Below are 23,768 nucleotides of genomic sequence, written 5' to 3'. Positions count from 1 at the left end.
TGCGTCTTCTTAAGCCTGAACGCCGGCTTTCACCGCGGCATCTGTCCGGGGAACAAACATTATTGTCCGCGCACGTTCCCGTATTGCAATCCAAGTTATCAAGTGCGTCTTGCTTGTTTTCCTGTCCCTTCGTTTACTTGGTCAGTCGCCAACCTAGTGCAACATACACTAGTCTCTATGATTTATGTTTCCCCGACCTGCCTGTCTTTCCGTCATGCTGATGGAGATCAGTGTTAATGTACCGGAACGAAGGCGCGCCCGTCCTGTTGGTCCCGAACAGGAAACTTCCGGCCTGAAAACATGAACTTGATCTATGTAAATGAGTCGGCGATCAATGACCAAAGCCACAGCGCGGGTGTTCTTGACGATGCGCCGCGCACCGCGTTGCTTGAACTTCTGGAGCATCTGCGCTCCATCCACTATGACTTCATCGCACCGACACCGGCATCGCAAGCCCGCGTCCTGTCACGGGCCGACCGACAGGTCGGCACCACCGTGGCGGACCTGCTCGGCTGGTCGCTGCCGTGCCGGCGGGACGACCTTCCGCACGCCATCGTCGATGCACTCGACGCGGCCGGGCTGCTGACACGTCGCCGCGACGGACTGCTGGTCGCCAAGGTGCGCGTGTCGAACGTGCTCGGCCGCCTGTTCGTGCATTCCAGCTACCCGACCAGCGAGCGGGATTCGGTCTTCCTCGGCCCCGACAGCTATCGCTTTGCCGACTATATCTCGCGCAACCTCGCCGGCCTGCCCAGCGACGCGCGGATCCTCGATTACGGCGCCGGCGCCGGCGTAGGCGGGATCATCGCCGCATCGCTGCACGGCAATGCCACGTTGACGCTGGCGGACATCAACCCGAAGGCGCTATCGCTCGCGTCGGTGAACGCCACCTTTGCCGCAATCGACCACCGCACCGCACTCGCCGGCACCCCGGCGGAAGTCGACGGCCGCTTCGACCTGATCGTCACCCACCCGCCCTTCATGATCGACCCCGATCGCCGCGCCTATCGCGACGGGGGCGACCTGTACGGCGGCAAACTCTCGCTCGACTGGACGCTGATGGCGATCGAGAAGCTGGCGCCCGGCGGCCGCTTCGTCATGCACACCGGCGTGTCGATCGTGGCCGGGCGCGACGTGGTGCGCGAGGCGCTGCGTGAGGCAATGCCGGCGACGGGCTATCGCTACGATTACCGCCTGCTCGATCCCGACATCTTCGGGGACGAACTCGAAAAGGAACCCTACGCCGGCGTTGATCGCATCGCGGCCATCGGCCTGTGCGTCCAGCGCGATGCCGCCGCCCATGAATGATCCCGCGCCCGCCATCCTCGCCGAGGTGAAGCGCCTCGTCGATGCCGGCCGCCTCGGACCGACGACGCAGGCGCTGGAAGGCCAGCAAGGCCGCCGCCCGCGGCCGGTGCGCTGACATGGCGCGCGCCGCCACCAGCCTGCCATGGTCCGGCTATCTGATCGGCTTCGCGCTGGGCGGGTTCTTCGACGGCATCCTGCTCCACCAGATCCTGCAATGGCATCATCTGCTCAGCCTGGTGGACGGCGTCACCGACCAGATATTGTTCGACGGCCTGTTTCATGCGCTGATGTATGCCGTCGCGGCGATCGGCCTCGTGGCGCTGTTCCGAACGCGCCGCAGCCTCGCTCGCTCGGGAAGCGGCAGGCGCCTGCTCGCGGCGGCGCTGATCGGCGCGGGCGTGTGGCACGTCGCTGACGGCATCGTATCGCACTGGGTTCTCGGCATTCACCGGATCAAGCTGGACAGTGCCAATCCGCTCGCCTGGGACCTGGGCTGGTTCGTCGCCTTCGGGATCATCCCGATCGTCGCGGGGCGGCTGCTGTATCGTGGCGGCGGCGGCAACGACGGTGGCAGCGGGCCGCGCGGCGGCATCGCAGCGCTTGGCCTTACCGCCACGGCGCTGATTTGCGGCGCCTGGGCGGCACGCGCACCGGCGGGCAGCGAGACCATGATCGTGCTGTTCGGACCGGGCACCAGCCAGGGCGCAGCGGTCAACGCCATCCGCGCCGCAAACGGCAGCGTGCTGTGGCAATCGCGCGGCCTGTGGGCGGTGCGTTGGAACGACCCTGCGCGCGTCGACACGCTCTATCCGCGGGGGGCGCTGTTCGTGAGCTCATCGCTGGTTGGTGCCGGCTGTCTCGCCTGGACCACAGCCGAATGAGCCCGGCGCGCAAGAACCGACGAGGCGCCAGGATGCTGTGCAGACAAGGCTGACGGCTGACCGGGCTTTCGCGCGCATGTTTCACCGGCCGCCGGCCGATCCCGTTCTCGTGAATCCGCCGTTTTCCTAACCCACTTCAATTCACTCCCCCTCCGTGTCGTGACAAGGTCGGCACGATGTTGAGCCGGCGGATGAGGACACTGTCAGATCTGACGCCGGAGGAAATCGAGGCGGTCGACGCTGTCCACGTCGAACCGGTCGCCACTTCGCACGGTGGCGTGATCCTGAAAGACGGCGCCGCGCCAAACCAGCTCTACCTTGTCCTCAACGGGTGGGCGGCCCGGGCGGCTGTACGGATGAACGGATCTCGCCGCATAACCGCTATTTTGCTCCCGGGTGACTTTTGCGGGCTCCACGCGGCTTGTGGATCAACGTTCGAGCATGATCTGATTGCGCTGACCGACTGCAAGATCGGCTGGATCCCGGGGGAGGTGATCGCAGGCCTCGCCACGCGTCACCCTGGTATCAACGCGGCATTGTGGCGCGCGTCGCTGATCGAGGCGGCGACCCTGCGCAAGTGGCTTACCATTTCGGATGATGCCTATCATGCGATGGCGCACCTTTTATGCGAACTGATCACGCGCGGCAGGCAGATCGGGCTGGCGACCGACAATGACATGCCCCTGCCGATCACGCAGGAGCACATCGGAGACGCGCTCGGCCTGACCTCGGTACACGTCAACCGCGTGCTCCGGCGGCTGCGACACGAAGGGCTGATCGCGTTGACAAACAAGACTTTGTGGATCGTGGATGAAGGAGGACTGCGCCGGGCCGGACAGTTTGATCCACGCTATTTACGTCCGTGGGAGAAATAGGGCGATGCCCGGGGTAACCAAGCCGCTTGCCGGCCAGCTCATCGTTCAGATCGAGGACGATTCATTCCTTGCCAACTATGTTGGGGAGACCGTCGCAAGCGCAGGCGCGCAGATCATCGGGCCGGCGCGGAACGCTGACGAAGGTGCACGCTTGATCCAGCGGCTCAGGGTGAAACCGAACGCCATATTGGTGAGTGCGACGATATTTGGCGTTGCGGAAACATGCCTGGCGCGGGCGCTGGCCGATCTTGATGCTCCCGTGCTGCTGGTGAGGAAGGACCAGCGTCGTCGTGAGCCCCCATTTCCATATGCAGCCGTTCTGACCCTCCCCTTCGCCGCTCACCAGGTCGTCGACAGCCTGTCAAAGTTGCGGGTGGTCGCGGGCTCCAGACCCGCCTGCCCCAAGGCAATCGGTGGATCGCTCACGCCAGCCTAGTCTGAAGCAGCCTAATCTAAAGCAGCCTAGTCTGAAGCCAGGGCCTTCAGCCGGCTCAAACGATAGCCGCGATGCCAGCTATCCTGCTCCGCGGTTCCGTGTCCAAAAGGACAGGCGGTGAAAGCCGCGCCGTCTGCATGGGCGGCGCAACCGGAGAGGAAGGCGTCCATGTTTTGCTGGCTCGTCAGGTCGTCGGCGCTAGCGCCATTTCGATCTGGCATTTCCATCGGCCGACATTCCCCTGCGCCTTTTGGCGCAGGGTCACATCCCTAATCCCTATGGGATCGTACCACCAAAGCGCCCGGCTGCTTCATCATAAGTGACTGATCGAGGTCATGTATTCGGCAGCAGACTGCGGACTAGACGCGCGGGGAAAGGATCTCCAGCAGGCGCGGTCTGGCACCCTCGAGCGGCGTGAGGTGCGGATATCGCAGGCCCCCGGGGTAGTGGACCTCGACCTCCCTTTCGCAAGTCCCCGACGTCACGCGAAGCCGCACCCTGCCGTTCGATCGCCCTGCCTCCTGAACCGCCGCCCGCAGCGCCTCCACCGAGAAGGGCCGCTCACCCGCTTCCAGGATTTTCGTGCCTGCAGTGATCGCCGCTTCAAAGGCGGGGCCTTCCCAAAGGACCTCTTCCACCTTGCCGTCATGGTCCACGGTCAGGCCAAGCGAGAACATCAGGTTGAGGTTGTCAGCTAGTTTCTCGGTGTTGGTCCAAACTCGCCTGGATCGTTCCGGAAGACCAGCTGATAGCCCGCTCGCTCAATGCCTTCGAGCGGCGCGCCGGTGTGCTTTCCGTCAATCCGCTCTCGCAGGAACCCGCCCCAGTCGAAGGGGGCGAGATCGGTCAGGGCGGCGATCACATCGTCCAGGGTGTACGTCAGCGTCTGCGCAGGTCCTTGCTGATCCGCCGCAAAGAAGGATCTGGCGAAATCGTCGAGCGAGCGCGTGTCACCCGAAAGCATGCGGATGCGCGTATCGATGTCGAGCCAGACGAGCGATCCTTCGGAATAATAGTCTTCGCTTCGCTGCCAGCTTGCCAGGGCAGCGGCGCGCGGGCGGCGATGATCGGGTCTCGCGTGGTGTCGCTGATGGGCCGCCATCTACTGCCAGCCCGCACTTGGTGCGTCGCTGCGGTGACAGCGATCGCCTGCAGCGTCTGGTCTGCGGTCCACAGCCCGGAACGCGCGCATAATACCCGGTCCCAATATTGGGTCTGCCCCTCATAGATCCATCAGGCTGTTCCGGATCGGCGTGTCGAAACTGGGCGTCCAGCTGTCAGCGCCGCGCCGGAACTTGCCGTTCCACGCATGGATGAACTCATGCGGCACGGTCTCGCGCAGAGAGAAGCACCCTTCCCAATCGGTGAAATAGTCGGGAACGGTAACGGCCTCGAAGGAGCGGTGATGCTCGACCCCTATACGGCCAAGCTCGCTGCTGAGCCCCAGGAGCATCTCGAAACGGTCGAAGGGAGCGGGCCCGAACAGCTTCCCCGCCTGTTCCACAACAGCCCGATGGGGCGCGATCTTCTTCTCGGAGATGTCGATCAGTTCTGCCTTGTCGGCAAAGATGCTCAGATGAACCTTCTCCTGGTCATCCAGCGGGACGCGGGCGGCGTACCGGCCGGCAAATACCGGTGAATCGACCAGCACGTCGAGGCTTACGGGCTCGAAACGGATGGTATCATCCTGCCGGTCGACAGCGGCGATTGCACATGAATGCTGCCAACCCGCCGGCACGGTCAAAAAGGCATGAAATTCGATCTGGCGCGCGTAATAGCCGGCCGGGTACAGAAGCACGCTGTTCCACTGAATGGTCAGGATTTCCTTGCCGACCACCACGCCGCCCTGCGAAGAATCGGTTGGTGTCAGGAAGTGAAAAGACACCACGATCTGCTCCGCCTCGGCGGGCACCTCCACCTGAAAGGCGTGAACCTGAACCGGGTGCCGCCGCCACGGCAGCTCCTTCTCACCCGCCTCGATGCGCAGGCCAGCGAACAGCGCAATCGATGCTCGCGGCGCATGATATCCCGGCAGCCACTCTGGAAACAGAAGCGTCAGCGGCCCGCCGGACCCGACAGGTACGACCTGGCGTACCTGCAAGATCCCGCGCAACACATCTTGCGCATCCACGTACAAATGGATGGGAGCAGGATAGGCGATGTCGCGGGGCGCCGGGACCTTGAAGTCCAGGTCCCGAAGGTTTTTGGTCATGAAGCGCCTTCACGTGATCCGCTGGAGGAGATCGGCCAGCAACAAGCGCGCCACCGGCAGGTTGCTTTCGTCGCGAACATCAAGCCGGGAGCGCAGCTGACATGCCTTACGCCCAACCCGTGAGCGGACCATGGCGATACCGATCCGGTTTGCCTCGGCCAGGGCCGAGAGACGATCGGGAAATTCAGAGCGCGATGTCTTGATCGGGCGACTTGTTGCGCCCGAACATAGATGGAAAGTATAAACGGGCATGTTGCAGGAATTCGCGGCGATTTTCCCGGTTCCTGAAGAACAACACCGGTTAATACGATCGCCGCAGGCATCCAGTAACTATGCGTAATCATGCAACGCGCTCGATAACGACGCCTGCTGATATTCTATATTGATCTTTGTCTATATCGGGCAGTCGGCAGCAGTGCTTGGCCAAGCGATCCGGGCAGTCTGTCACGTGCCCGGGGGGTATGGGAGGGGATCACCCCTGCCGTAAGCGGGGACTTCCCGCCGTCAGGCCGTGGCAGAGCGACGCTGCGGCGCGACGCCGACCGCCGGCGTAGCGCGAAGCAGATCTCTCGACCGGTGAACCAAAGCTATCTTGCCGTTAATTCCTACTGGTTCAGTATGGATTCAACGGAGGCCGCCCGACTGCGGCCCGCGGCGTTTGATGGGATCAGCTTGCTCCGCGTCACCAACGGCTAAAGCGCACCCGGCGTGTCGACTGGCGACACGGCGCGTGTCCCCGCATCTCGGGAGAACGAGCATGGTCGACCCGCCGCGCTAGGCCGCTTCACGCATTCATCGTCAGCGTCCGCCCACTCGCCAGCATGACTGGCGGGCAACGAGCGCGCGCGCCGATTAAAGATCGATAAAGGGACCATATCGCGATGCCCCTGCCCCTCACTGCCTGGCTGCTGGCCAGCGCAGGCAGCATTTCTGCGCCCTCCATTCATACCGCCACCGCCCCGGACACTCTTCGACCCGCGGCGGAGGCGGCCGCCCCGGGCAACGACCCCGCAACCACAACCCCATCCGCTGTCTCTGCCGACCGTGGTTCCGACATTCTCGTCACCGCGCGGCGCCGCGCGGAGAGCGTCCAGGACGTGCCGCTCGCCATCAGCGTGCTGGGCGGCGAGGCGCTGGAGCAGAAAGGCGCCTATCACCTCCAGCAGATCTATCAGGAGGTGCCGAGCCTGACGGTCTATACCTCGAACCCGCGCAACGTGACGGTCAACATCCGCGGCCTTGGATCGAACGTCGCCACGGCGAACAACGGGCTGGACCTCGGCGTCGGCTTCTACGTCGACGACGTTTATTATGCGCGCGTCGGCCAGTCCGGCTTCGACCTGGTGGACCTCGACAGGGTCGAGATCCTGCGCGGGCCGCAAGGCACCCTGTTCGGCCGTAACACCACGGCGGGCGCAATCGTCGTCACCACCAAGCGGCCCAGCTTCACTCCGGAGGCATCAGGGGACGTTTCGGTCGGCAATTACGGGCTGTTCCAGGCGCGCGGATCGCTTTCCGGACCGGTCGCGACGAACGTCGCCGGGCGCCTGTCGTTTGAAGCGACGAAGCGCGACGGCTTCCTGCGCAACATCTTCCAGGATCGCCGCGTCCACGATTTTCAGAACTATACCGTGCGCGGGCAATTGTTGTTCACGCCGACTGAAGCGCTGACCGTGCGCGTCATCGGCGATTATGCCCGGCAGGAGCAGAATTGCTGCGTTCCGGTGCTCCTCGGATCGCTCGCCGCTTATGACAATGGCGCGCCGATCGCCTTCAACTATGCCCAGCGGATCGCGCAGTTCGGCTACACCCCGCCGCTCGCCGACCCCAAGGATCGCATCACCGACAGCGACTGGCTGGGCCCGATCCGCATGGAACAGGGCGGCGTGCAGGTGAACGCGGAATATGATTTCGGCGGGGCTACGCTGACCTCTGTCTCCGCGGCGCGCTTCTGGAACTGGACGCCGCGCAACGACCCTGATTATTCGGCCCTCAACATATCGCTGGAGGGTAATCAGTACGACCACCAGCGGCAGTTCAGCCAGGAATTTCGTCTTGCCTCCAACGGCCGGCGAACGCTCGACTGGGTGGTGGGGCTCTATGCCTTCCACCAGAAAATTCCCGGTTGGTTCATCAACGAATATGGCCGCGACGCGGGCGAATTTCTCATTGCGCCGGGCACCGCCGGCCTGACGCCGGCACAACGCCGCGCCACGTTGGAAGGCACCTACACTTACGCGTCCTCGGAGCCAAAGACGACAAGCGTTGCGGCGTTCGGCCAGGGCGTGTGGCACCTGACCGACGCGGTCGATCTGACGGTCGGCCTGCGGTACACGCATGAGCGCAAATACGGCTTCTACGAGCAGGTGCGCGGCGGCGGGTCACCGCTTGCGACCTTGACCCCAGCGCAGATCGCGCTGCGCAACGCCTACACGCCCATTTACGCGCGCTACGATCTCGATCGCAGCTGGGGCGACCTTTCCGGCACTGCGAGCCTGTCGGGCAAGTTGGGCGAGGACGCGCTGGTCTATGTCACCTATGCGCGCGGGCAGAAATCAGGCGGGCTGAACTTCGCCACCCTGCCGCTATCTCCGGACGGTGCGCCGCTGCTGGATCTCGCAGTGGTCTCGCCGGAGAAGGTCGACAATTACGAGGTCGGCCTGAAGAGCGAATGGTTCGACCGGCGCCTCACGGCCAATTTCTCGGCGTTCCTGACCGACGTCTCCAACTATCAGTCGACGATCGTCGACGCGAGCGTGGTGCCGCCCCGCGCATATATCGCCAACGTCGGCGATGTCAGATCCTATGGCATCGAGGGCGATGTGCGGGCGCGTCCTGTCGCGGGTCTGTCGCTCTATGCCAGCGGCACCTGGAACCCGGCCGAATACCGCCGCTATTCCAACGCGCAATGCCCGTTCGAGATACGGGCGCCGGGGCAACCCACGGTGTGCGACCTGTCCGGCCGCCGCCTGCCCGCGGCGCCGCGCTGGGCTTGGTCGGCAGGCGCCAGCTATGACGCGGCGCTGAGCGACACCGTCACCGGCTTCGTCGGCGCGGACTATGCGTACCGTTCGTCCTTCTACACGACGTACAACCTCAGCCGCTTCTCACTGGTGGAGGGCTTTGGCCTCCTCAACGCGCGGCTCGGCGTGCGCGGCAAGGACGGCCGCTGGGAAGCGTCGCTGTGGTCCCGCAACCTGCTGAACAAGCTGTATTTCTACTCAAAGGGCATCAGCGAGAACGGCGCCGTCTTCTACGGCCAGCCCGGCGATCCGCGCACCTTCGGCCTCACCTTGCGTCACCGTCTCTGACCGGGAGAACAACCATGACCAAACGCACCGACACGATCCGCCTGGGCGCTTTCCTGATGGCAACGGGCCACCATGTCGCCGCGTGGCGGCACCCGCGCGCCGCCAAGGATGCAGGCGTCGACATCGAGCATTACGTCTCGCTCGCGCAAAAGGCCGAGGCGGCGAAATTCGACATGATGTTCCTGGCCGACAGCCAGGGCGGCTTCGTCGATCGGGACGATCCGGAAAGCATCGCACGCATGGCGGGCGTCGCCGGGTTGGAGCCGATCACGCTGCTGAGCGCGATTGCGGCTCGGACGCAGCGCATCGGCCTCGTCGCGACGGCGACCACGACCTACTATCCGCCGTTCCTCCTCGCTCGCCTGTTCGCCTCGCTCGACACTGTCAGCGGCGGCCGGGCGGCGTGGAACCTCGTCACGTCCGCCGCGGCGGGCGAGGCGCAGAATTTCGGGCTGGAGCAGCATCCCGAACCGGAGGTTCGCTACGCCCGCGCCGCCGAATTCGCCGCGGTGGTAAAGGGATTGTGGGAAAGCTGGGAGGATGATGCCTTCCCGCGCGATCGCGACAGCGGCCTCTTCGCCGATCCGTCGAAGCTCCACATCCTCGGCCACAAGGGCGCGCATCTTTCGGTGGCCGGGCCGCTCAACGTGCCGCGATCGCCGCAAGGGCACCCCGTCGTGGTCCAGGCGGGCTCGTCCGAACCGGGGCGCGAGCTTGCGGCCGCGACTGCCGAAGTGGTGTTCACCGCGCATCAGACGCTCGCCTCCGCCGCAGACTTCTACGCCGATGTGAAGGGCCGGATGGCGCGCCACGGGCGGCGGCCCGAGACGCTGAAGATCATGCCCGGTGTCATGGCTGTTGTAGGCGACAGCGAGCGCCACGCGCGCGAGAAGTACGAGGAGCTCCAGGCCCTCGTCCATCCCGAGATCGGCAAACGGTTCCTCGCCCGGCTGTTCGAGGACGATCGCCTGCTGGAGCATGACGAGAACCAGCCGCTTCCCGAGTGGGTGCAGGTCGACGGGCGCAAGAGCCGCCCGGCGCTGCTTCTGGACATGGCGCGGCGGGAGGACCTTACCGCCCGCGAGCTTCACCTGCGTGTCACCGGCGCGCGCGGCCATTGGACGATCTTCGGCGATGCCGGGCAGATCGCCGACCAGCTTGAATCCTGGTTCGATGGCCATGGGGCGGACGGCTTCAACGTGATGCCGCCGCACCTGCCGGACCATTTGGATGACTTCATCGCCGAGGTGCTGCCCGAATTGCGCCGCCGCGGCCGCTTCCGCACCGATTATGAAGGAACGACGCTGCGGGAGAACCTGGGCCTGCCCTTTCCGGAGCACCCCGCCCGAAGAGCGGCCGCGCTGGCGGAGGCGGCGGAATGAGGCGCCGTGCAGTGCTGGCCGGCACGCTGGCGCTGATGCTCGCCGCCTGCGGCACGGGTGACAGCACAGGCACAGGCAAGGGCCTGACCATCGGTGTCCAGAAGGGCGGCGTGCTGTTCGTCGCGAAGGAGCGTGGCGCGGTAGAGAAGACGCTCGCGGCACAGGGCATTGCGCCGGTACGATGGGTAGAATTCCCCTCCGGCCCGCCCCTGATCGAGGCGATGCGCGCAGGCTCGGTCGATATCGGCGCGGTGGGCGATACGCCGGTCGCCTATGCGCAGGCGTCGGGATCGGACATCGTCTATGTCGCGACGCACAGCTTCCCCAGCGCGATCACCGGCGGACTGATCGTGCCACGCCGGTCGCCGGTGCGCACCGCCGCTGACCTGAAGGGCAAGCGCCTCGCCTTCACCAAGGGCTCGGCCAGCGAGCTCAGCGCGGTCATCGCGCTGAAGAAACACGGGCTGACGCTGAAGGACGTGACGCCGGTGTACTTGGCGCCGGGCGACGCAATGACCGCGTTCAGCAACGGGTCGATCGATGCCTGGATCACCTGGGATCCCTACCGCGGGCTCGCCGAGGAGCGGCATGGCGCACGCGAGGTCCCGATCGACCGGGCCGGCCTTGCCTCCACCGTCTTCTACATCGCCCGCGGCGCGATAGTGAAGGAACGGCCGGAAGCGATCACCGCCACACTCGACGCGCTGAGAGGCGAAGCTGCCTGGGCGCGGGCGAACCTGGACGCGGTGAGCAAGCTGTCCGCCGCCGCGACCCGCCTCCCGCTCGCCGTCCAGCAGAAGATGCTGGCGCGCTACAGCGGGGCGGCCTTTGTCGTCGATCCGGTCACGCCAATCGACATCGCCAACCAGCAGCGTGTCGCCGATTATCTGACGGAGGCGGGCGTGCTGAACCGCAAGCTGGACGCCGGCGCCATCGCCTGGACCGGCTGGACCCCGAAAAGCTGAGGAGACGATCATGGCCAGTCTCGCCCCCATACTGACACGTGCCGATGCCCCTGCGAGCCCGCCTGGACCGTCACGCACCACTTCCCCGGCACCAGCGGGCTCATGGCTCGCCCGCACACGCTGGACCCCCGCGTTCCTGCCGGTGCTGCTGCTCTCCGCTTGGCAGCTCGCCTCGACGACCGGTGCGTTGCCGGCGACGATCCTCCCCGCCCCCACCGCAGTGATCGATGTCGGGGGTGAGCTGATCCGCGACGGCACGCTGATCGCCAACCTGGGCGTCAGCGCGGCACGCGCGCTGGTTGGTCTCCTGGCGGGCGGCACGATCGCCCTCGCGCTTGGCCTTGCCACCGCATTGTCGCCGGGGCTCCGCCGCCTGCTGGATCCGACGTTGCAGGCGGTGCGGACCATTCCGCACCTCGCGCTGATCCCGCTCGTCATCCTCTGGTTCGGGATCGACGAAGGGGCGAAGATCCTGCTGGTCGGGTGGGGCGTGTTCTTTCCCATCTATCTCAACACCTACCACGGTGTGACCTCCGTTGACCCGGGGTTGATCGAGATGGGGCGGGTGTACGGGATGCGGCGCATGACGCTGTTTCGCCGCGTGATCCTGCCCGGGGCGCTGCCGTCGATCCTGGTCGGCCTGCGCTTCGCGCTGGGCATCATGTGGCTGACGCTGATCGTTGCGGAGACGATCGCGGCCAATTCGGGCATCGGCTACATGGCGAACCAGGCCCGCGAGTTCAGCCAGACCGACGTGATCGTCCTCGCGATCCTGGTCTATGCCTGCCTCGGCAAGCTCGCCGACAGCATCACGCGCCTGATCGAACGGCGCTTCCTGCGCTGGAACCCGGCTTATGGAGTACGCTGACATGGCCACCGTCCATACCCTTGCCCGCGCGGCCGCGCAGGGCGGCGCGACGATCACGATCCGCGGCCTCGGCATTGCCTTCGGCAGCAATCGCGTGATCGACGCTCTCGACCTGGATGTCGCGGCTGGCGACTTCGTCTCGATCGTGGGCCGGTCCGGCTGCGGCAAGAGCACGCTGCTGCGCGCGATCACCGGGCTGGAGCAACCCGATGGCGGCGCGATCGACACCGATCGCGATCGCACCCGCGTCGTCTTTCAGGAACCGCGGCTGCTGCCCTGGGCCAGCGTGCTCGACAATGTCGTGGTGGGCGCTGAGGGCACACCCGCCGAAAAGCACGAGCAGGCGGTCGAGGCGCTCGCGCTCATCGGCCTGACCGAAAAGGCGGGCGAATGGCCCTCGCGCCTGTCCGGCGGCCAACGCCAGCGCGTCGCGCTGGCCCGCGCGCTCGTCAGCCGGCCACGGCTGCTGTTGCTGGACGAGCCGCTCGGCGCACTTGATGCGTTGACGCGGATCGAAATGCAGCGGCTGATCGAACGGGTCTGGCTGAACCAGGGCTTCACCGCGCTGCTGGTGACGCATGATGTGACCGAGGCAGTGACGCTGGGCAATCGCGTGGTGATCATGGAAGGCGGGCGGATCACGCTCGATCGGGCCATCCCGGCGGGCCGGCCGCGTCGCCATGGCGATACGGGGCTGGCACTGATCGAGGGTGAGATACTGGAACGACTGCTGGAGCAATAAGGCGGCAACGCGCCCCTCCTCCCTGCGGCGGAGGGGAGCAATTGCTTAGCTCGCCGCGGCCTGCCGCAATGTGGTGAAGGGGAATTGCGGCGCCGCTTCCTGCGCCTTCGGGCCGTTTACCAGATTGAGATGCGGGAACAGGAGCTCGGCCACCCGATAGGCCTCCTCGAGATGCGGATAGCCCGAACCGATCACGGTATCGATGCCGATCGCGGCATATTCCTCCAGCCGCTCGGCGATCGTTGCGGGGTCGCCCACCAGCGCGGTGCCGGCACCCGTCCGCACCAGCCCGATGCCGGCCCACAGGTTCGGGCTGACCTCCAGATCCGCGCGATTGCCCTTGTGAAGATCCCGCATCCGGGCTTGGCCTACCGACTCAGTGCGCGCCAGCGCCGCCTGAAAGCGGGCGATATCATCGTCGGTGACATGGCGGATGAGGTCGTTCGCCGCGTCCCATGCCTCGGCTTCCGTCTCGCGCACGATGAAGTGCAGCCGGACGCCGAAGCGGATGGTGCGCCCACGCGCCGCCGCCCGGGCGCGCACGTCGTCGATCACGTCCTTCAGTTGGGCAGGCGGCTCGCCCCACGCCAGATAAACGTCGACATGCTCGGCCGCGATCTCCCGCGCGATGTCGGAGGAACCCCCGAACCAGATCGGCGCATGCGGCTTCTGCACGAACGGGAATTCCAGCCGGCCCTTGCGGATCGACAGGTACTTCCCCTCGCGCGTCACCGTCTCACCGCGGCCCAGGGCGCGGAAGACATCGAGGAACTCGGCCGTCTGTTCGTATCGCTCGCGGTGATCGAGGAAGATCCCGTCCCTCGCCAGCAACTCGCTGCTGCCGCCGGTGACGACGTTGAGCAGAAGCCGCCCGTCGCTGATGCGATCCAGCGCCACCGCCTGCCGAACCGACTCCGCCGGCAGCGTGAGCCCCGGCCGCAGCGCAACCAACAACCGCAGCCGCTCGGTCACCGGCGCGAGGCTCGCGGCCGTGATCCACGCATCGGCGCAATGCGATCCGGTGGGCATCAGCGCGCCGGAGAAGCCGAGCTGGTCTGCGGCGATTGCCACCTGTTTCAGATAGCCCGGCGTCGCCGCGCGCGCGCCATCGGTAGAGGCCAGATACCTCTGGTCCCCGGCTGAGGGCAGGAACCAGAGGAAGTCGAGCGGGCTGCGGCCGGCGGCCGCGATCATTCTGCGGCCTCCAGCAAGGCCTCGTCGGCCTCCGGCCGAATTGCGCGGCTGCGGCGGCCGTCGATCGACACCGGAACGTCACCGGCAATCGTGACCCGGCGGACCGTGCGGCGCTGCAGGCCGAAATCGGCCGTGGCGCGGTGCTGGGTAGCCCGATTGTCCCAGATCACCACGTCGCCTTCGCGCCAGCGCCAGCGGACGATATTCTCCGGCTGGAGAATATGGTTCTGAAGGATCTGGAACAGCGCCAGGCTGTCGGACTGCCCGAGGCCGACGAACCGCTGCACGAAATGACCAAGCAGCAGCGTCCGTTCTCCGGTGACCGGATGAACACGTACCACCGGATGCTCGGTTTCGTGCACGACGCGGGCGAACACCTCGCGCTGGTAGCGGATCCGCTCTGCCGAGGATTCGGGACGCAGCGCCGCATAGTCATACGCGTTGGAGTGAACCGCCCAGAGCGTGTCGGCCAGCACGCGCAGCGGCTCCGGCAGCGCGTCGTAAGCAGCGGCCGTGTTTGCCCATTGCGTGTCGCCGCCCGCCTCCGGGATGGTTACGCCGCGCAGAATCGAGGCGGCCGGATAGGCCGGAACGAAGGTGACGTCGGTATGCCACGAGTTCGCGGCGCGCCCGTCGGTGGAATCGAGGTCGAGGATATGCTGCGTTCCCTGCCGCACCGGCACGGTCGGGTGGGACACCGGATCGCCAAAGCGCGCCGCAAATGCCTCTTGCCCGGCATCGTCCAGCTGGTGCTGATCACGGAAGAACAGCACCTTGTGCCGCGCGAGGGCCGCATGAAGGGCGTCATAGGTCTCGGGCGCAAGATCGGCGGAAAGCGCGATCCCGTGCACCTCGCCGCCGATGCGGCCCGCGACAGGGGTGATTGCCAGCGGGCTGGCAGGGTTGGGCGTGTTGATGAACTGAGTCGTCATTGGGCACCTCCTAATTCCTATCTTCTTGGTAGGATTAAGAGGAAGCCACGAAGAACGGCTTCATCCGTTGAAAGCCGAGCTAACGCGGTCGCAGCAGGGTGGGCGTGCCGCTTGCTGATGCGAGCATCCAGAGCGGCGGCCCGGTGGTTGTTCGCATCACCGCATCACCTTGGTCCTGCCGGTGCGGAGCCGGTCGCGGGATTGAATGCCGGGTTAGAGAAGTCCAGCGGCGCGGGGGTGATCTGCGCGGGCGGGCGGGCGCTTTCGGTCCACGCGCGCTGGAGCATGTCGCGCAGCATGGCGGCCCCGGCGGCGGTGCGTTCATAGACCAGCGCGCGCACCTCGCGATCGTTGCTGTCGGCAAAGCCGCTGCGTTTCTCCAGCGTGTAGACGTCGCGGACCTTGTCGCCGGATTCGTTCACGTAGCGCAGGACATGGTCGAACAGGTCGCCGCTCTGCCGCGCGGGCGCGCCGATGCGGGGGCCGATGTCGGCGGGCGTCAGCGCCATGGCGTCGACGAACCGGCTTTCGAACCGGCCATGAACGCTGCGGTCGGTGGTGAAGCCATCGGGATTGTCGCCGCGCCAGCCATCCGAATGGATCGAATTGTGCATCGGATTGGCCGCGTCGCCGATATAATGGCCGAGCCGCGTCACGTCGAAGGCGCAATTCTGCTCCGCAAAGGTGGGGTCGCGGCGTTCGGCCGTGAGCCGGCGCACATTGCGCATGCACACCACGATCCGGTCATAGGCCTCCATCGCGGCATAGGGCAGCGTGCCGGTCCAGCGTACGTTGGTGCGCGCGGCGCGTTCCGGATCGCTGGCCTTGATGCGCAGATGCTCGTCATACAGCGCCAGCACGAATTCGTAGCGGCTGCGCGGGATCGTCTTCATGAAGGTGAATTGTTCGCGGAACCAGCCGTGGTTGGGATCCTCGCTGATCTTGGAAAAGCCCTCGGCATTGCCGCGCCAGCCGTCGGGCTGAGAGGCGGAGGCGGCGATATAGTCGACGTGCTTCTTGAGGAAGACGGGCCCGTCGGCGGGGATCGCCGCGATCGCAGCGGTATCGATGACGGCGTGCCCACGCTCGCCCCAGGCAAGGGCGGGCTGGGACGTGAAGGCGAAGAGGCCGAGCGCGGCCGCGAGCAGATGGCGCATGAGGATTTTTCCGTGTTCAGGGGTCGAGCGGGTCGCGCGGATCGATCCGCGCCGCGGCGGCGGCGGGGCGCCATTCGATCGCGGTCGGGCTGAGCCGCTTACCGGCAATGCCGGGCGCATAGCCAAGCTCGCGCTTGTTGCGGGCGACGAATTCGGCGCTGCCGATCGCGGCGCTCTGGATCGGGTTGGAGATGACCAACGTGTCCTGCGTCAGCGGCGCGCCCATCGCGATCAGCAGCCGGGCGGCGTTGCGCATGTTGGTGGTGGTGTGCCGGGCGTGCGGCTCGATCACGATCCGGTCGGCGGGAATGCCATAGCGATCGATGAGCGCCTGGCGCATTTCGACCGCCTCGACGAACGGCGTATTGAACGGATGCGCGCGGCCACCGGAGACGATGATGAACGCCGCGTCACCGCGCGCGAACTGCTGCGCTGCGAGCCGCAGATGATATTTGCCGCCGGGGCTAAGCGGCATGTCCTCGAGCTCCGGCCCGATGCCGGTGACGACCAGCGCGCTGTAGCGGAAGGCACGCCAGTCGGTCTGCCGGGCGCGCGCAAAGGCCGCCTCGTTCAGCCCGCTGCCGAGCGGCAGGAAGGCCGCGGCGTCGGTGCGGGTGCTGCCGTCAAGCAGCGCCAGCGCGAAATCGAACGAGGTGTCGAAGCCCTGCAACGAGCCCGCGCGCGGCGTCTGCGCCATCGACTGCGCGGCGTGCAGCCACGCCCGCCGTTCTTGCGGACTGATGCTGCCCGCGCCGTCGATCACGGGATAGGCAGGCACCTGGCCAAGGCCATAGGTGCCGAGGATCACGTTGACGCCCTGAAGCTCGCGGGTCGCCTGCGCCGCGATCCCATCGTCGAACGCCGGCAAGCCGCCCGGCAGGGCCGCGGTGACCGCGGCGATCTCGTCCTCACGCCACATCAATGCCTGCGCGATGCAGCCCGGCTCCTGCCGGCACGCGGCGACGCGCTCGGCGCGGGCAGCGATCAGCGATGCCACCGCGGGCTGGCGCGACAATGCGGCCAGCGCCTTGCCGTCACTGCCAAGCGCGGTGAACAGCGGAAAGAGTCGCTGCGACAAGGCCTGGAGCGCCTTGTCTGCGACCGGAGCCTGCTCAGCCCTGGCTCCAGACCCAGCCGCAGCCGACGCCGCGCCCAGCGGCACCGCGCAGGCGGCGACGAACGCCGCCGCCTGCATGGAGAACCGCCAGCGGCTCACCAGTTGAGCCCCACGACCAGGCGGACGTTGCGGCCGAAGATCGGGCGGCCATAGATCGCCTCCGTGCTCCCCTGCCCGGCCAGCGCGTCGGTGCGGGTGTTGCCTTCGGTCAGGCCCTTCTGGTTGAACAGATTATCGCCGACGACCTGCAGCTTCCACTGCCCGCGGACCATCGTCACGCCCGCACCGACCGTGCCGTACGCCGGCAGCGCGGTGTTGTTGTAGAGGTCGACGAACCGCTTCCCCATGTAGGTGTAGCGGCCGTAGATCGAGATGTCCGTCTCCCCGCTGGTGAAGTCGAACGACGGGCGGATGTTGCCGTACACCTTGGGCTGGCGGACGATCTGATTGCCCTCGACCTGCTCCGGATCGGCGCCTGTCGCGCTGGCGAAGTTCTTGTACTTGGGGTCACTCACCGTCAGCGAGGCATTGAGCGTGAACCATGGGGTGAGCGAAAGCGCACCGTCCAGCTCGGCGCCCAGGATCTTCGCCTCGCCGATGAAGGGCACGTTCACGTCGTTGCGGCCAGTCGTCGGGTCATAGGCCAGGAACGAGGCGTTCAGCGGGTCGAAGTTTGAATAGAAGCCGGTTGCGTACAGGTACGAACGGCCGCTCGCGAGCTTCAGCCCGACCTCATATTGGTCGGCGACGGTGGTGATGTAGACCGGGTTGGGGTTCACATCCATCGCCGCCTGGACGTTGGGCGGCGTTTCGAGGTGCGAGGCGCGCGCGTACACGCCGATGTTGCCGTTGAAATCGTAATTGGCGCCGACCGTCCAGTTGGTCGCCTCGGTCTTCAGCTTGCGGTTGAGGATGACGCCGGTGAACCCGCGCGTCGCATCATCGGCCAGCGTGGTCCCATCGCCGAGGTTGACCTGATCGGTGAGCGCGCCCCAGCCGCGATAATCATAGCGTTCGTGCCGGATGCCGGCATCGAGCCGCAGCCCCGGAACGATCTCCCACGTGTCGTTCGCATAGATGGCGAACATCGATGCGTCGGAATCGCCCTGGTTGAGCGTCGCGGCATAGTTCAGCACGCCATTGTCGGTGACGCGGCCGATCTCCGTGCCGGTCGGGCCATAGGCCACCAGATCCAGCGTGCGCGGCGTGCCCGCCACCTCGATCAGGTAATTCTGATAGGCGTAGAAGCGATCCTGGCCATAGAGGCTGCCATAGAGACCGGCCGTCAGATCATGGCTGCCAAGCCCGGTTTCGAACCGCTTCGACACCGACAGATTGCCCTGCGCGGAATAGAAATCGGACGCGATGTCGCGATACTGGCCCTGCATGACGAGGCCCGACGCGGCCGACGGATCATAGACGGTATTGGTACCCGCCAGCGTATAGCCGAACGAGCCGATCGGGCCGAATGCGGCGGTCGCGCGCGCCAGGTAATCGGCGGCGAAGCTGCCGGCATCGGCCGGATTGGTGGTCGAATAGAAAGCGGTGAAGCGGTTCTTCCCCTCGGTGTAGCCGAGCTTGGCGGATAGCAGCCAGCCGTCGAAATCGCCCTCATATTGCGCGCCGATGTTGAACATCCGCATGTGGCGGCCGTCCGACAGGTCGGTGGTGCGGCTTTCCGTCTGCCCCTGGCCGTTGCGGTAGGGGATGGTGACGTTGCGGAACGCCGGCGAGTTCATCGTGCCGGTGAAATAATCGATGTACGGATCAAGGCTGACCGAGGGGTCACGCGGGTCGGCGATCGGGATCGGCAGGTAGAAGACGTTCTTGTCGTTGACGTAATTGGCGCTCAGCTTGACGAAGCCATTGCTGAGGTCGTGGCGGATGTTGGCGCGGATCTGGCCGCCGCGATCATTGGGGAAGCCGTTGTCGCGATAGCCGTCATGATGGCGGATGAACCCGCCAACCGCATAATAGGTGTCCTTGCCGAGCGGTCCCGACTGGAAGGCGTCGAGCCGGTAGAGGCCGGTATCGCCCAGCGTGATCTGCGCCCCACCCTCGGCCGTGGCGCTGCCCTCGCGGGTGATCGCGTTGATGATCGCGCCCGAATAGCTGGAGAACACCGGCGCCGGGCCGCCGCGCACCACTTCGACCCGCTTGGTCATCAGATCCTGCTTCAGGATCGCGTCGCCGCGGAAGAAGACGCCGTCATTCTCGTGGAACAGCGGCAGGCCGTCCTGCTGGAAGGAAACGAAGCCGCCGTCGTTCGGCAGGCCACGGATGCGATAGATGTTCTGCACTTCGCCGCCGGTGATCTCGGTCTGGAAACCGGGCAGCTGGCCGATCAGGTCGGCGAAATTGACCGGCGCGATCTTTTCGATTGCTGCCTGGTCGAGCGAGTTGATGGCGTAGGACGCATCGAAGCGGCGTTGTGCCCGCGACGTGCCGGTAACGATGATGTCCGACCCCGCGGTGTCATCGGCAGCCGCGGTCGCGGCGGTGCTGGCAACGGCAACCTGCGCCTGTGCAATGCCAGCCGTAAACGAACAAAGAGCGGCAACAGCGCCGCCCATCAAAAGAGCCTTACGCATTATTTCCCCTGTCAGGATCTTGTCTGATTTACCGCGACCGGTGCGCGTGCCTGTCGGGGGGGAAAATGACGCCGTGATGTAGGCTTTGTTTCACATCCGTTAAACGAAACAATGATTGCGCGGCGCGGGCGATTTCGGTGGCGAGGAAAGCCAAACCTGCGGCTCGGGCTGCGCGTCCCTCTCAGAAGCCGAGTTGCACGCCGACCCGCACGAAACGCGGCGCGCCGGTTCCCACCGAGCTCAGGGAGTTGAAGGTGGAGGCGTAAACCGTGTCGAACAGGTTATCGACGTTGAGATAGGCGCGGGAAGGAACGCGCAACCAGCGGTCGAGATCGTAGGAGACGCCGACGTCGACGATATCATAGGCCGGCGAGAAGAGCGTGCTGGCGGCATCCGCGGCGTAGGAACCGACGTGGCGGTAGGTCGCTTGCAGGCGCAGCCGCGGCAATGGTCGGACGGACGCATAGATCGTCAGCGTGTCGCGGGGGACGCCGGTAACGTGCTTCCCGATCAGCAGCGGGTCGAGGTTCTGCCGCACGCGCGAGGTGGCATGGGCATAGACCGCGCGCAGTTCGACGGCGGCGCTCGGCCGCCACAGCGCGGACGCCTCCACGCCCCGGCGGCGCGTCTTGCCGAAATTGACGAACACGCCCGGCGCCGTGCTGGCGAATTCGTCGGAGGAATCGACGCGATAGACGACCGCATCCAGCTCCAGCCCCTCCGTCGGGGTCAGCTTGCCGCCGACTTCCACCTGGTTGATCGTATTGGGATCCAGCCCCTGCGCCCCGGTCTGGAACTTGGCCTGCGCCTCGGGCAGCGCGAAGCCTTGCGCATAGCTGGTGCGCAGCTGCAGCCAGGGGGTAATCTGAGACCGGATGCCGGCCTTGGGGCTGAGATTGTCGACGGTGCGGAAGCGGCCGCAATTGCCGCCGGGCTGCTCGGGGCCATCGACCGTGCAATCGCCGGTGAACCGGTCATAGCGCAGCCCGAGCGACAGCTGGAGCAAAGGGTCGATCACCAGATTGGCCTCGGTAAAGGCGGAGACGCTGTTCAGCTTCAGCGTCCGGTCGAACTGCGCCGGGGCGGTGCGGCGGCGGAAGTTCAGATCGTCATAGAATTGATACTGCGTGTCCTCGCTGAACCCCTCCAGCCCGATCACGAAATCGAGCCGGCGATCGAACAGGTTGGTGGCGCCGTTCAGACTGGTGCCGACACCATAGACGGAGCGGTCATATCTCTCCTCACGCTGGCGCCAGATCGCGGTCGGCGCCACCGCGCCGCGGGTGAAGAAGCGGGTGAAATCCTGCTGCGTGGTATAGGCGAAGGCCAGCAACCTGACGTCGGGGAGGAGAGTGTAGGCAAGATCGGCGCGTAGCGTGGCGAAGTCCTTGCTGGACCCGTCGTTCTGCACCCGCGGGTCGATGCCATAGGGATCGGCGCGATATTGCGCGAGCGTCAGATAGCCTGGGGATTCGCCCCGGGCATGCTGCCCGCGCGCCGACACCGACAGGTCGAGGCGGTCGCTGAGCGCAAGCGCGAGGCGGGCGGCCGCGGTGATCCGGTGGGCATCCGATTGCGGCCGAAAGCCGTCCGTCCGAAATGCTTGCGCGGCCGCGTTCAGCTGAACCTTGCTGCCCAGCGGCGTGCCCAGCGCGACTTGGGCATCGCCCGTGCCGAACCCGCCGCCGCTGACGTCGCCCTCCCAATAGCGGCCGCCCTTGCGCGTTTCGAACGCGATCAGCCCGCCGCGATTGAAATTGCCGTACAGCGCGGAGACGGGGCCGCGATAGATCGTCATCGCGCCGATCTCGAGCGGGACGAGGACGTTGGTATCGACATAGCCGTCGGCATGGCTGTTGGCTTCGTTGAGCGGGATGCCATCGATCACCATGCCCAGGTCGCCGCCATGCCCGCCGTTGCCAAAGCCGCGGATGACGATCTGGTTGGCGACGCCGGACAGGTTGTAATCGCGCACGTTCATGCCCGGCACTTCGCGGAAAATCTGTTCCACTTCGGTCAGCCGTCGGTCCTTAATCGCCTTGGTATCGAAGCTGGTGGAGGAGAAGGCGTTGTTGGCGCGAAGCCGCTGGCCCTTGACGACGATATCCGTCGCGCGATCGCCGTCCGTGTCATCCCCGGCATCCTGAGGTGCGGAGCTGGCCGGTCGCTCCTGCGCCACAGCCGCCGTCTCTGTAAGGGCCCCGCAGGTGACGAGCCAGGCGAGCGCCCGCGGCAGCAGCGAGCCGTGCGGGCCTGCGGCGCCGATCTGCTGCTGCCCCATGTGCTGCTCGCCCCGGTAAGAGGTTTCCGAGCAACCTTCATACGCATTGCTGAATGGCCGCGAATTCGGCACTTTACGTATGCTTCTTGCCGGCCTCGTGTGATTGGATCACGTCCATGCAGCGCATCACCATTTCCGTCGGCGACCAGCTCAGTGCAGACCTGGACACGATACGGGCCGAGCGCGGGTACCAGACCCGGTCCGAGGCGGTGCGGGATCTGGTGCGCGACGGCATCGATCGCTGGCAGCAGGAAAATGAGATCGCGGCGATCTGCGTCGGCAACCTGTCCTATGTCTTTGACCGGCGCATCCGCCTGCTCGCCAAGCGGCTCGCCGAGATGCAGCACGCGAGCCATGACCTGATCGTCGCCACCACCGCGGTGCGGCTCGACCATTTCCACACGATGGAAAGCGTTCTGATGAGGGGGCCCGCCGCGGCGGTTCGGGCCTTTGCCGATCAGGTGCGCGCCGAACGCGGGGTGCGGTCAGGCGCGATCAATCTGCTGCGCGTCGACGCGCATGAGCATCATGAGCATCACGACGGGGCGGACGTTCATGTCCACGCCGGCCTGGCGCACCTGTCCCCCACCAACTGAGCGTCCGCGCGCGCCACGTCACGGCGCGGCGGCCAGGGTGATGCTGCTGCCCTTCACCTCCCACAGGCGCTTGTCCGGGGTCGCGACAAATACCGGCAGGCGGAGGTTGTAGGATGCGACGACATGCATCTCGGTCGGCACCGGATCGAGATGGTGCGAGACGGTGAAGCCGACCGGCTGCGCGCCCTTCGGCAGCTTGGGCGCCGTCATGTTCATGCAACTGGCGGTATAGGGGCGGGACGCGAGCACCTTGCCGTCGGGACCGATGACGACGCGAAAATGGCCGCCCATCGGATAGGTCGCGGCCTCCTGCTCCGCCGTCAGCAGATAGACCGCAACCGGACCGCCCGCGCGCGGTGGCACGACGACGGTGTTGAAGGGGACGGGCGTGCATGGCTTGAACGCGCGCGCCTCAGCCGTTTGCGCCGCCACGTCGCGCGCGCGGGCAAGCACCGCTTGTTCCGCGCTGAGCGGGACGGGCGTGGCGAGCACTGTGCTGCGCACGACCTTGCCGCCCTTCACCTCGGCCACGAAGACCGCCTGCGCGGCCGCCGGATTGCCACGATAATAGGTGACGCGAAGCATCTGCGGCCCCGCCGGCTCGACGACATAGCCGCCGATGTCCGACAATTGATCCTTCTGCAGCACGGCCACCAGCGCGTCGGAACTGACCCAGGCCGCGCGATCGAACACAAAGATCAACTGGCCAAGCCGCGCTGCCTCGGCGATCCGTTGCTCGGCGGAAGGTGCGGGAGCGGTGTTCTGCGGCGGCGGTGGAGCGTCCGCATCTTGGACCAGCGCCGCCGACATCAACGCTGCAACGACCAGCATCACTTCATCCCCCGTTATACCAAGACGGAGGCTGAACGAGCGGCGCCTGACTGGCAATGGGCAGGAGGGGCTAAATTGCGGTTATCGCG

Annotated in this window: 23 protein-coding genes and 1 pseudogene; 11 read left to right on the top strand and 13 right to left on the bottom strand. The window is 66.0% G+C overall.

The window, feature by feature from the left end; genetic code table 11:
• Positions 1-300: 300 nt before the first annotated feature.
• The 5 genes from XM50_RS04410 (at position 301) to XM50_RS04395 (ending at position 3,500) form a co-directional block, all read left to right on the top strand.
• Positions 301-1,308, top strand: a complete 1,008-nt coding sequence (locus XM50_RS04410; protein ID WP_046407674.1) for a methyltransferase — start codon at positions 301-303, stop codon at positions 1,306-1,308.
• Positions 1,301-1,423, top strand: coding sequence for a hypothetical protein (locus tag XM50_RS20935; RefSeq protein ID WP_269430557.1), 123 nt, complete (start codon positions 1,301-1,303; stop codon positions 1,421-1,423). Before XM50_RS04410 ends, XM50_RS20935 begins: the two co-directional genes overlap by 8 nt.
• Position 1,424: 1 nt before the next feature.
• Positions 1,425-2,189 (top strand): DUF2243 domain-containing protein, encoded by a 765-nt coding sequence (locus XM50_RS04405; protein WP_046407673.1) that lies wholly within the window; start codon positions 1,425-1,427, stop codon positions 2,187-2,189.
• Between the two features lie 191 nt (positions 2,190-2,380).
• A complete protein-coding gene (locus tag XM50_RS04400; protein ID WP_052742426.1) occupies positions 2,381-3,064 on the top strand; it encodes a Crp/Fnr family transcriptional regulator in 684 nt (227 codons plus the stop codon).
• Between the two features lie 4 nt (positions 3,065-3,068).
• Positions 3,069-3,500 carry a hypothetical protein gene (locus tag XM50_RS04395; protein WP_046407670.1) on the top strand — a complete coding sequence of 144 codons (432 nt, stop codon included), beginning with the start codon at positions 3,069-3,071 and terminating at the stop codon, positions 3,498-3,500.
• A gap of 26 nt (positions 3,501-3,526) precedes the next feature.
• Here the strand turns inward: XM50_RS04395 and XM50_RS20735 are convergent, their stop codons facing one another.
• The 6 genes and pseudogenes from XM50_RS20735 to XM50_RS21120 all read right to left on the bottom strand — a co-directional run bounded on the left by XM50_RS20735 (position 3,527) and on the right by XM50_RS21120 (position 5,964).
• Positions 3,527-3,727, bottom strand: coding sequence for a hypothetical protein (locus XM50_RS20735; protein ID WP_156167127.1), 201 nt, complete (start codon positions 3,725-3,727; stop codon positions 3,527-3,529).
• Between the two features lie 132 nt (positions 3,728-3,859).
• Complete coding sequence (locus tag XM50_RS19125; protein ID WP_052742425.1) at positions 3,860-4,177, bottom strand: hypothetical protein; 318 nt, start codon at positions 4,175-4,177, stop codon at positions 3,860-3,862.
• Positions 4,178-4,194: 17 nt separating this feature from the next.
• Positions 4,195-4,602, bottom strand: coding sequence for a hypothetical protein (locus XM50_RS20730; protein ID WP_052742424.1), 408 nt, complete (start codon positions 4,600-4,602; stop codon positions 4,195-4,197).
• 14 nt (positions 4,603-4,616) lie between these two features.
• Positions 4,617-4,676, bottom strand: a pseudogene (locus XM50_RS21125) (hypothetical protein); the annotation flags it as partial.
• A 46-nt stretch (positions 4,677-4,722) separates the two neighbouring features.
• Positions 4,723-5,712: a M61 family metallopeptidase gene (locus XM50_RS19115; protein ID WP_052742423.1), complete on the bottom strand. Its 990-nt coding sequence runs from the start codon at positions 5,710-5,712 to the stop codon at positions 4,723-4,725.
• Positions 5,713-5,721: 9 nt separating this feature from the next.
• Entirely contained in the window at positions 5,722-5,964 is a 243-nt protein-coding gene (locus tag XM50_RS21120) for a DUF6894 family protein (protein WP_443024635.1), read from the bottom strand.
• A 629-nt stretch (positions 5,965-6,593) separates the two neighbouring features.
• Between XM50_RS21120 and XM50_RS04385 the strand changes: the two genes are divergently transcribed.
• Genes XM50_RS04385 through XM50_RS04365 form a run of 5 tightly spaced genes read left to right on the top strand, consistent with a single transcriptional unit; the run spans position 6,594 to position 12,980 of the window.
• Positions 6,594-9,023 (top strand): TonB-dependent receptor, encoded by a 2,430-nt coding sequence (locus XM50_RS04385; RefSeq protein ID WP_052742422.1) that lies wholly within the window; start codon positions 6,594-6,596, stop codon positions 9,021-9,023.
• Between the two features lie 14 nt (positions 9,024-9,037).
• Complete coding sequence (locus XM50_RS04380) at positions 9,038-10,405, top strand: LLM class flavin-dependent oxidoreductase (RefSeq protein ID WP_046407669.1); 1,368 nt, start codon at positions 9,038-9,040, stop codon at positions 10,403-10,405.
• On the top strand, positions 10,402-11,370 hold the full coding sequence (locus tag XM50_RS04375; RefSeq protein WP_046407667.1) for an aliphatic sulfonate ABC transporter substrate-binding protein: 969 nt from the start codon (positions 10,402-10,404) through the stop codon (positions 11,368-11,370). The genes XM50_RS04380 and XM50_RS04375 overlap by 4 nt, the downstream gene beginning before the upstream one ends.
• Positions 11,371-11,380: 10 nt before the next feature.
• On the top strand, positions 11,381-12,238 hold the full coding sequence (locus tag XM50_RS04370) for an ABC transporter permease subunit (protein ID WP_082102700.1): 858 nt from the start codon (positions 11,381-11,383) through the stop codon (positions 12,236-12,238).
• 1 nt (position 12,239) lies between these two features.
• A complete protein-coding gene (locus tag XM50_RS04365) occupies positions 12,240-12,980 on the top strand; it encodes an ABC transporter ATP-binding protein (protein WP_197075351.1) in 741 nt (246 codons plus the stop codon).
• 45 nt (positions 12,981-13,025) lie between these two features.
• On the opposite strand, the gene ssuD is transcribed toward XM50_RS04365, so the two are convergent.
• From ssuD to XM50_RS04335, 6 genes are all read right to left on the bottom strand, one after another.
• Positions 13,026-14,174 (bottom strand): FMNH2-dependent alkanesulfonate monooxygenase, encoded by a 1,149-nt coding sequence (gene ssuD, locus XM50_RS04360; protein ID WP_046407664.1) that lies wholly within the window; start codon positions 14,172-14,174, stop codon positions 13,026-13,028.
• Positions 14,171-15,106, bottom strand: a complete 936-nt coding sequence (locus XM50_RS04355; protein ID WP_046407662.1) for a TauD/TfdA dioxygenase family protein — start codon at positions 15,104-15,106, stop codon at positions 14,171-14,173. The genes ssuD and XM50_RS04355 overlap by 4 nt, the downstream gene beginning before the upstream one ends.
• A 164-nt stretch (positions 15,107-15,270) precedes the next feature.
• Positions 15,271-16,263 (bottom strand): nuclease, encoded by a 993-nt coding sequence (locus XM50_RS19950; RefSeq protein ID WP_046407661.1) that lies wholly within the window; start codon positions 16,261-16,263, stop codon positions 15,271-15,273.
• Positions 16,264-16,279: 16 nt separating this feature from the next.
• A complete protein-coding gene (locus XM50_RS04345) occupies positions 16,280-17,479 on the bottom strand; it encodes a YdcF family protein (RefSeq protein WP_231621851.1) in 1,200 nt (399 codons plus the stop codon).
• A complete protein-coding gene (locus tag XM50_RS04340) occupies positions 17,476-19,971 on the bottom strand; it encodes a TonB-dependent receptor (RefSeq protein WP_443024633.1) in 2,496 nt (831 codons plus the stop codon). The genes XM50_RS04345 and XM50_RS04340 overlap by 4 nt, the downstream gene beginning before the upstream one ends.
• A gap of 181 nt (positions 19,972-20,152) precedes the next feature.
• Complete coding sequence (locus XM50_RS04335) at positions 20,153-22,252, bottom strand: TonB-dependent receptor (protein WP_052742420.1); 2,100 nt, start codon at positions 22,250-22,252, stop codon at positions 20,153-20,155.
• A gap of 116 nt (positions 22,253-22,368) precedes the next feature.
• Between XM50_RS04335 and nikR the strand changes: the two genes are divergently transcribed.
• A complete protein-coding gene (gene nikR / locus XM50_RS04330) occupies positions 22,369-22,848 on the top strand; it encodes a nickel-responsive transcriptional regulator NikR (protein ID WP_046407725.1) in 480 nt (159 codons plus the stop codon).
• Positions 22,849-22,866: 18 nt separating this feature from the next.
• Here the strand turns inward: nikR and XM50_RS04325 are convergent, their stop codons facing one another.
• Positions 22,867-23,679: a hypothetical protein gene (locus tag XM50_RS04325; RefSeq protein ID WP_046407656.1), complete on the bottom strand. Its 813-nt coding sequence runs from the start codon at positions 23,677-23,679 to the stop codon at positions 22,867-22,869.
• Positions 23,680-23,768 lie beyond the last annotated feature (89 nt).

The sequence above is a fragment of the Sphingomonas sp. Ag1 genome (assembly GCF_000980895.1).
GTDB lineage: Bacteria > Pseudomonadota > Alphaproteobacteria > Sphingomonadales > Sphingomonadaceae > Sphingomonas > Sphingomonas panaciterrae.
Note: the sequence above shows the minus strand (reverse complement) of the source record. Positions and strands in the feature narration are given on the sequence as shown.

Coding starts and splice junctions, on each gene's coding strand:
- XM50_RS04380 (WP_046407669.1), top strand. CDS start 9,038: ATGACCAAACGCACCGACACGATCCGCCTGGGCGCTTTCCTGATGGCA.
- XM50_RS20935 (WP_269430557.1), top strand. CDS start 1,301: ATGAATGATCCCGCGCCCGCCATCCTCGCCGAGGTGAAGCGCCTCGTC.
- XM50_RS19125 (WP_052742425.1), bottom strand. CDS start 4,177: ATGTTCTCGCTTGGCCTGACCGTGGACCATGACGGCAAGGTGGAAGAG.
- XM50_RS04405 (WP_046407673.1), top strand. CDS start 1,425: ATGGCGCGCGCCGCCACCAGCCTGCCATGGTCCGGCTATCTGATCGGC.
- XM50_RS04340 (WP_443024633.1), bottom strand. CDS start 19,971: ATGCGTAAGGCTCTTTTGATGGGCGGCGCTGTTGCCGCTCTTTGTTCG.
- XM50_RS20730 (WP_052742424.1), bottom strand. CDS start 4,602: ATGGCGGCCCATCAGCGACACCACGCGAGACCCGATCATCGCCGCCCG.
- nikR (WP_046407725.1), top strand. CDS start 22,369: ATGCAGCGCATCACCATTTCCGTCGGCGACCAGCTCAGTGCAGACCTG.
- XM50_RS19115 (WP_052742423.1), bottom strand. CDS start 5,712: ATGACCAAAAACCTTCGGGACCTGGACTTCAAGGTCCCGGCGCCCCGC.
- XM50_RS04400 (WP_052742426.1), top strand. CDS start 2,381: ATGAGGACACTGTCAGATCTGACGCCGGAGGAAATCGAGGCGGTCGAC.
- XM50_RS04410 (WP_046407674.1), top strand. CDS start 301: ATGAACTTGATCTATGTAAATGAGTCGGCGATCAATGACCAAAGCCAC.
- XM50_RS04355 (WP_046407662.1), bottom strand. CDS start 15,106: ATGACGACTCAGTTCATCAACACGCCCAACCCTGCCAGCCCGCTGGCA.
- XM50_RS04385 (WP_052742422.1), top strand. CDS start 6,594: ATGCCCCTGCCCCTCACTGCCTGGCTGCTGGCCAGCGCAGGCAGCATT.
- XM50_RS04370 (WP_082102700.1), top strand. CDS start 11,381: ATGGCCAGTCTCGCCCCCATACTGACACGTGCCGATGCCCCTGCGAGC.
- XM50_RS04335 (WP_052742420.1), bottom strand. CDS start 22,252: ATGGGGCAGCAGCAGATCGGCGCCGCAGGCCCGCACGGCTCGCTGCTG.
- XM50_RS21120 (WP_443024635.1), bottom strand. CDS start 5,964: ATGCCCGTTTATACTTTCCATCTATGTTCGGGCGCAACAAGTCGCCCG.
- XM50_RS04365 (WP_197075351.1), top strand. CDS start 12,240: ATGGCCACCGTCCATACCCTTGCCCGCGCGGCCGCGCAGGGCGGCGCG.
- XM50_RS04375 (WP_046407667.1), top strand. CDS start 10,402: ATGAGGCGCCGTGCAGTGCTGGCCGGCACGCTGGCGCTGATGCTCGCC.
- XM50_RS04325 (WP_046407656.1), bottom strand. CDS start 23,679: ATGCTGGTCGTTGCAGCGTTGATGTCGGCGGCGCTGGTCCAAGATGCG.
- XM50_RS19950 (WP_046407661.1), bottom strand. CDS start 16,263: ATGCGCCATCTGCTCGCGGCCGCGCTCGGCCTCTTCGCCTTCACGTCC.
- XM50_RS20735 (WP_156167127.1), bottom strand. CDS start 3,727: ATGGAAATGCCAGATCGAAATGGCGCTAGCGCCGACGACCTGACGAGC.
- XM50_RS04395 (WP_046407670.1), top strand. CDS start 3,069: ATGCCCGGGGTAACCAAGCCGCTTGCCGGCCAGCTCATCGTTCAGATC.
- ssuD (WP_046407664.1), bottom strand. CDS start 14,174: ATGATCGCGGCCGCCGGCCGCAGCCCGCTCGACTTCCTCTGGTTCCTG.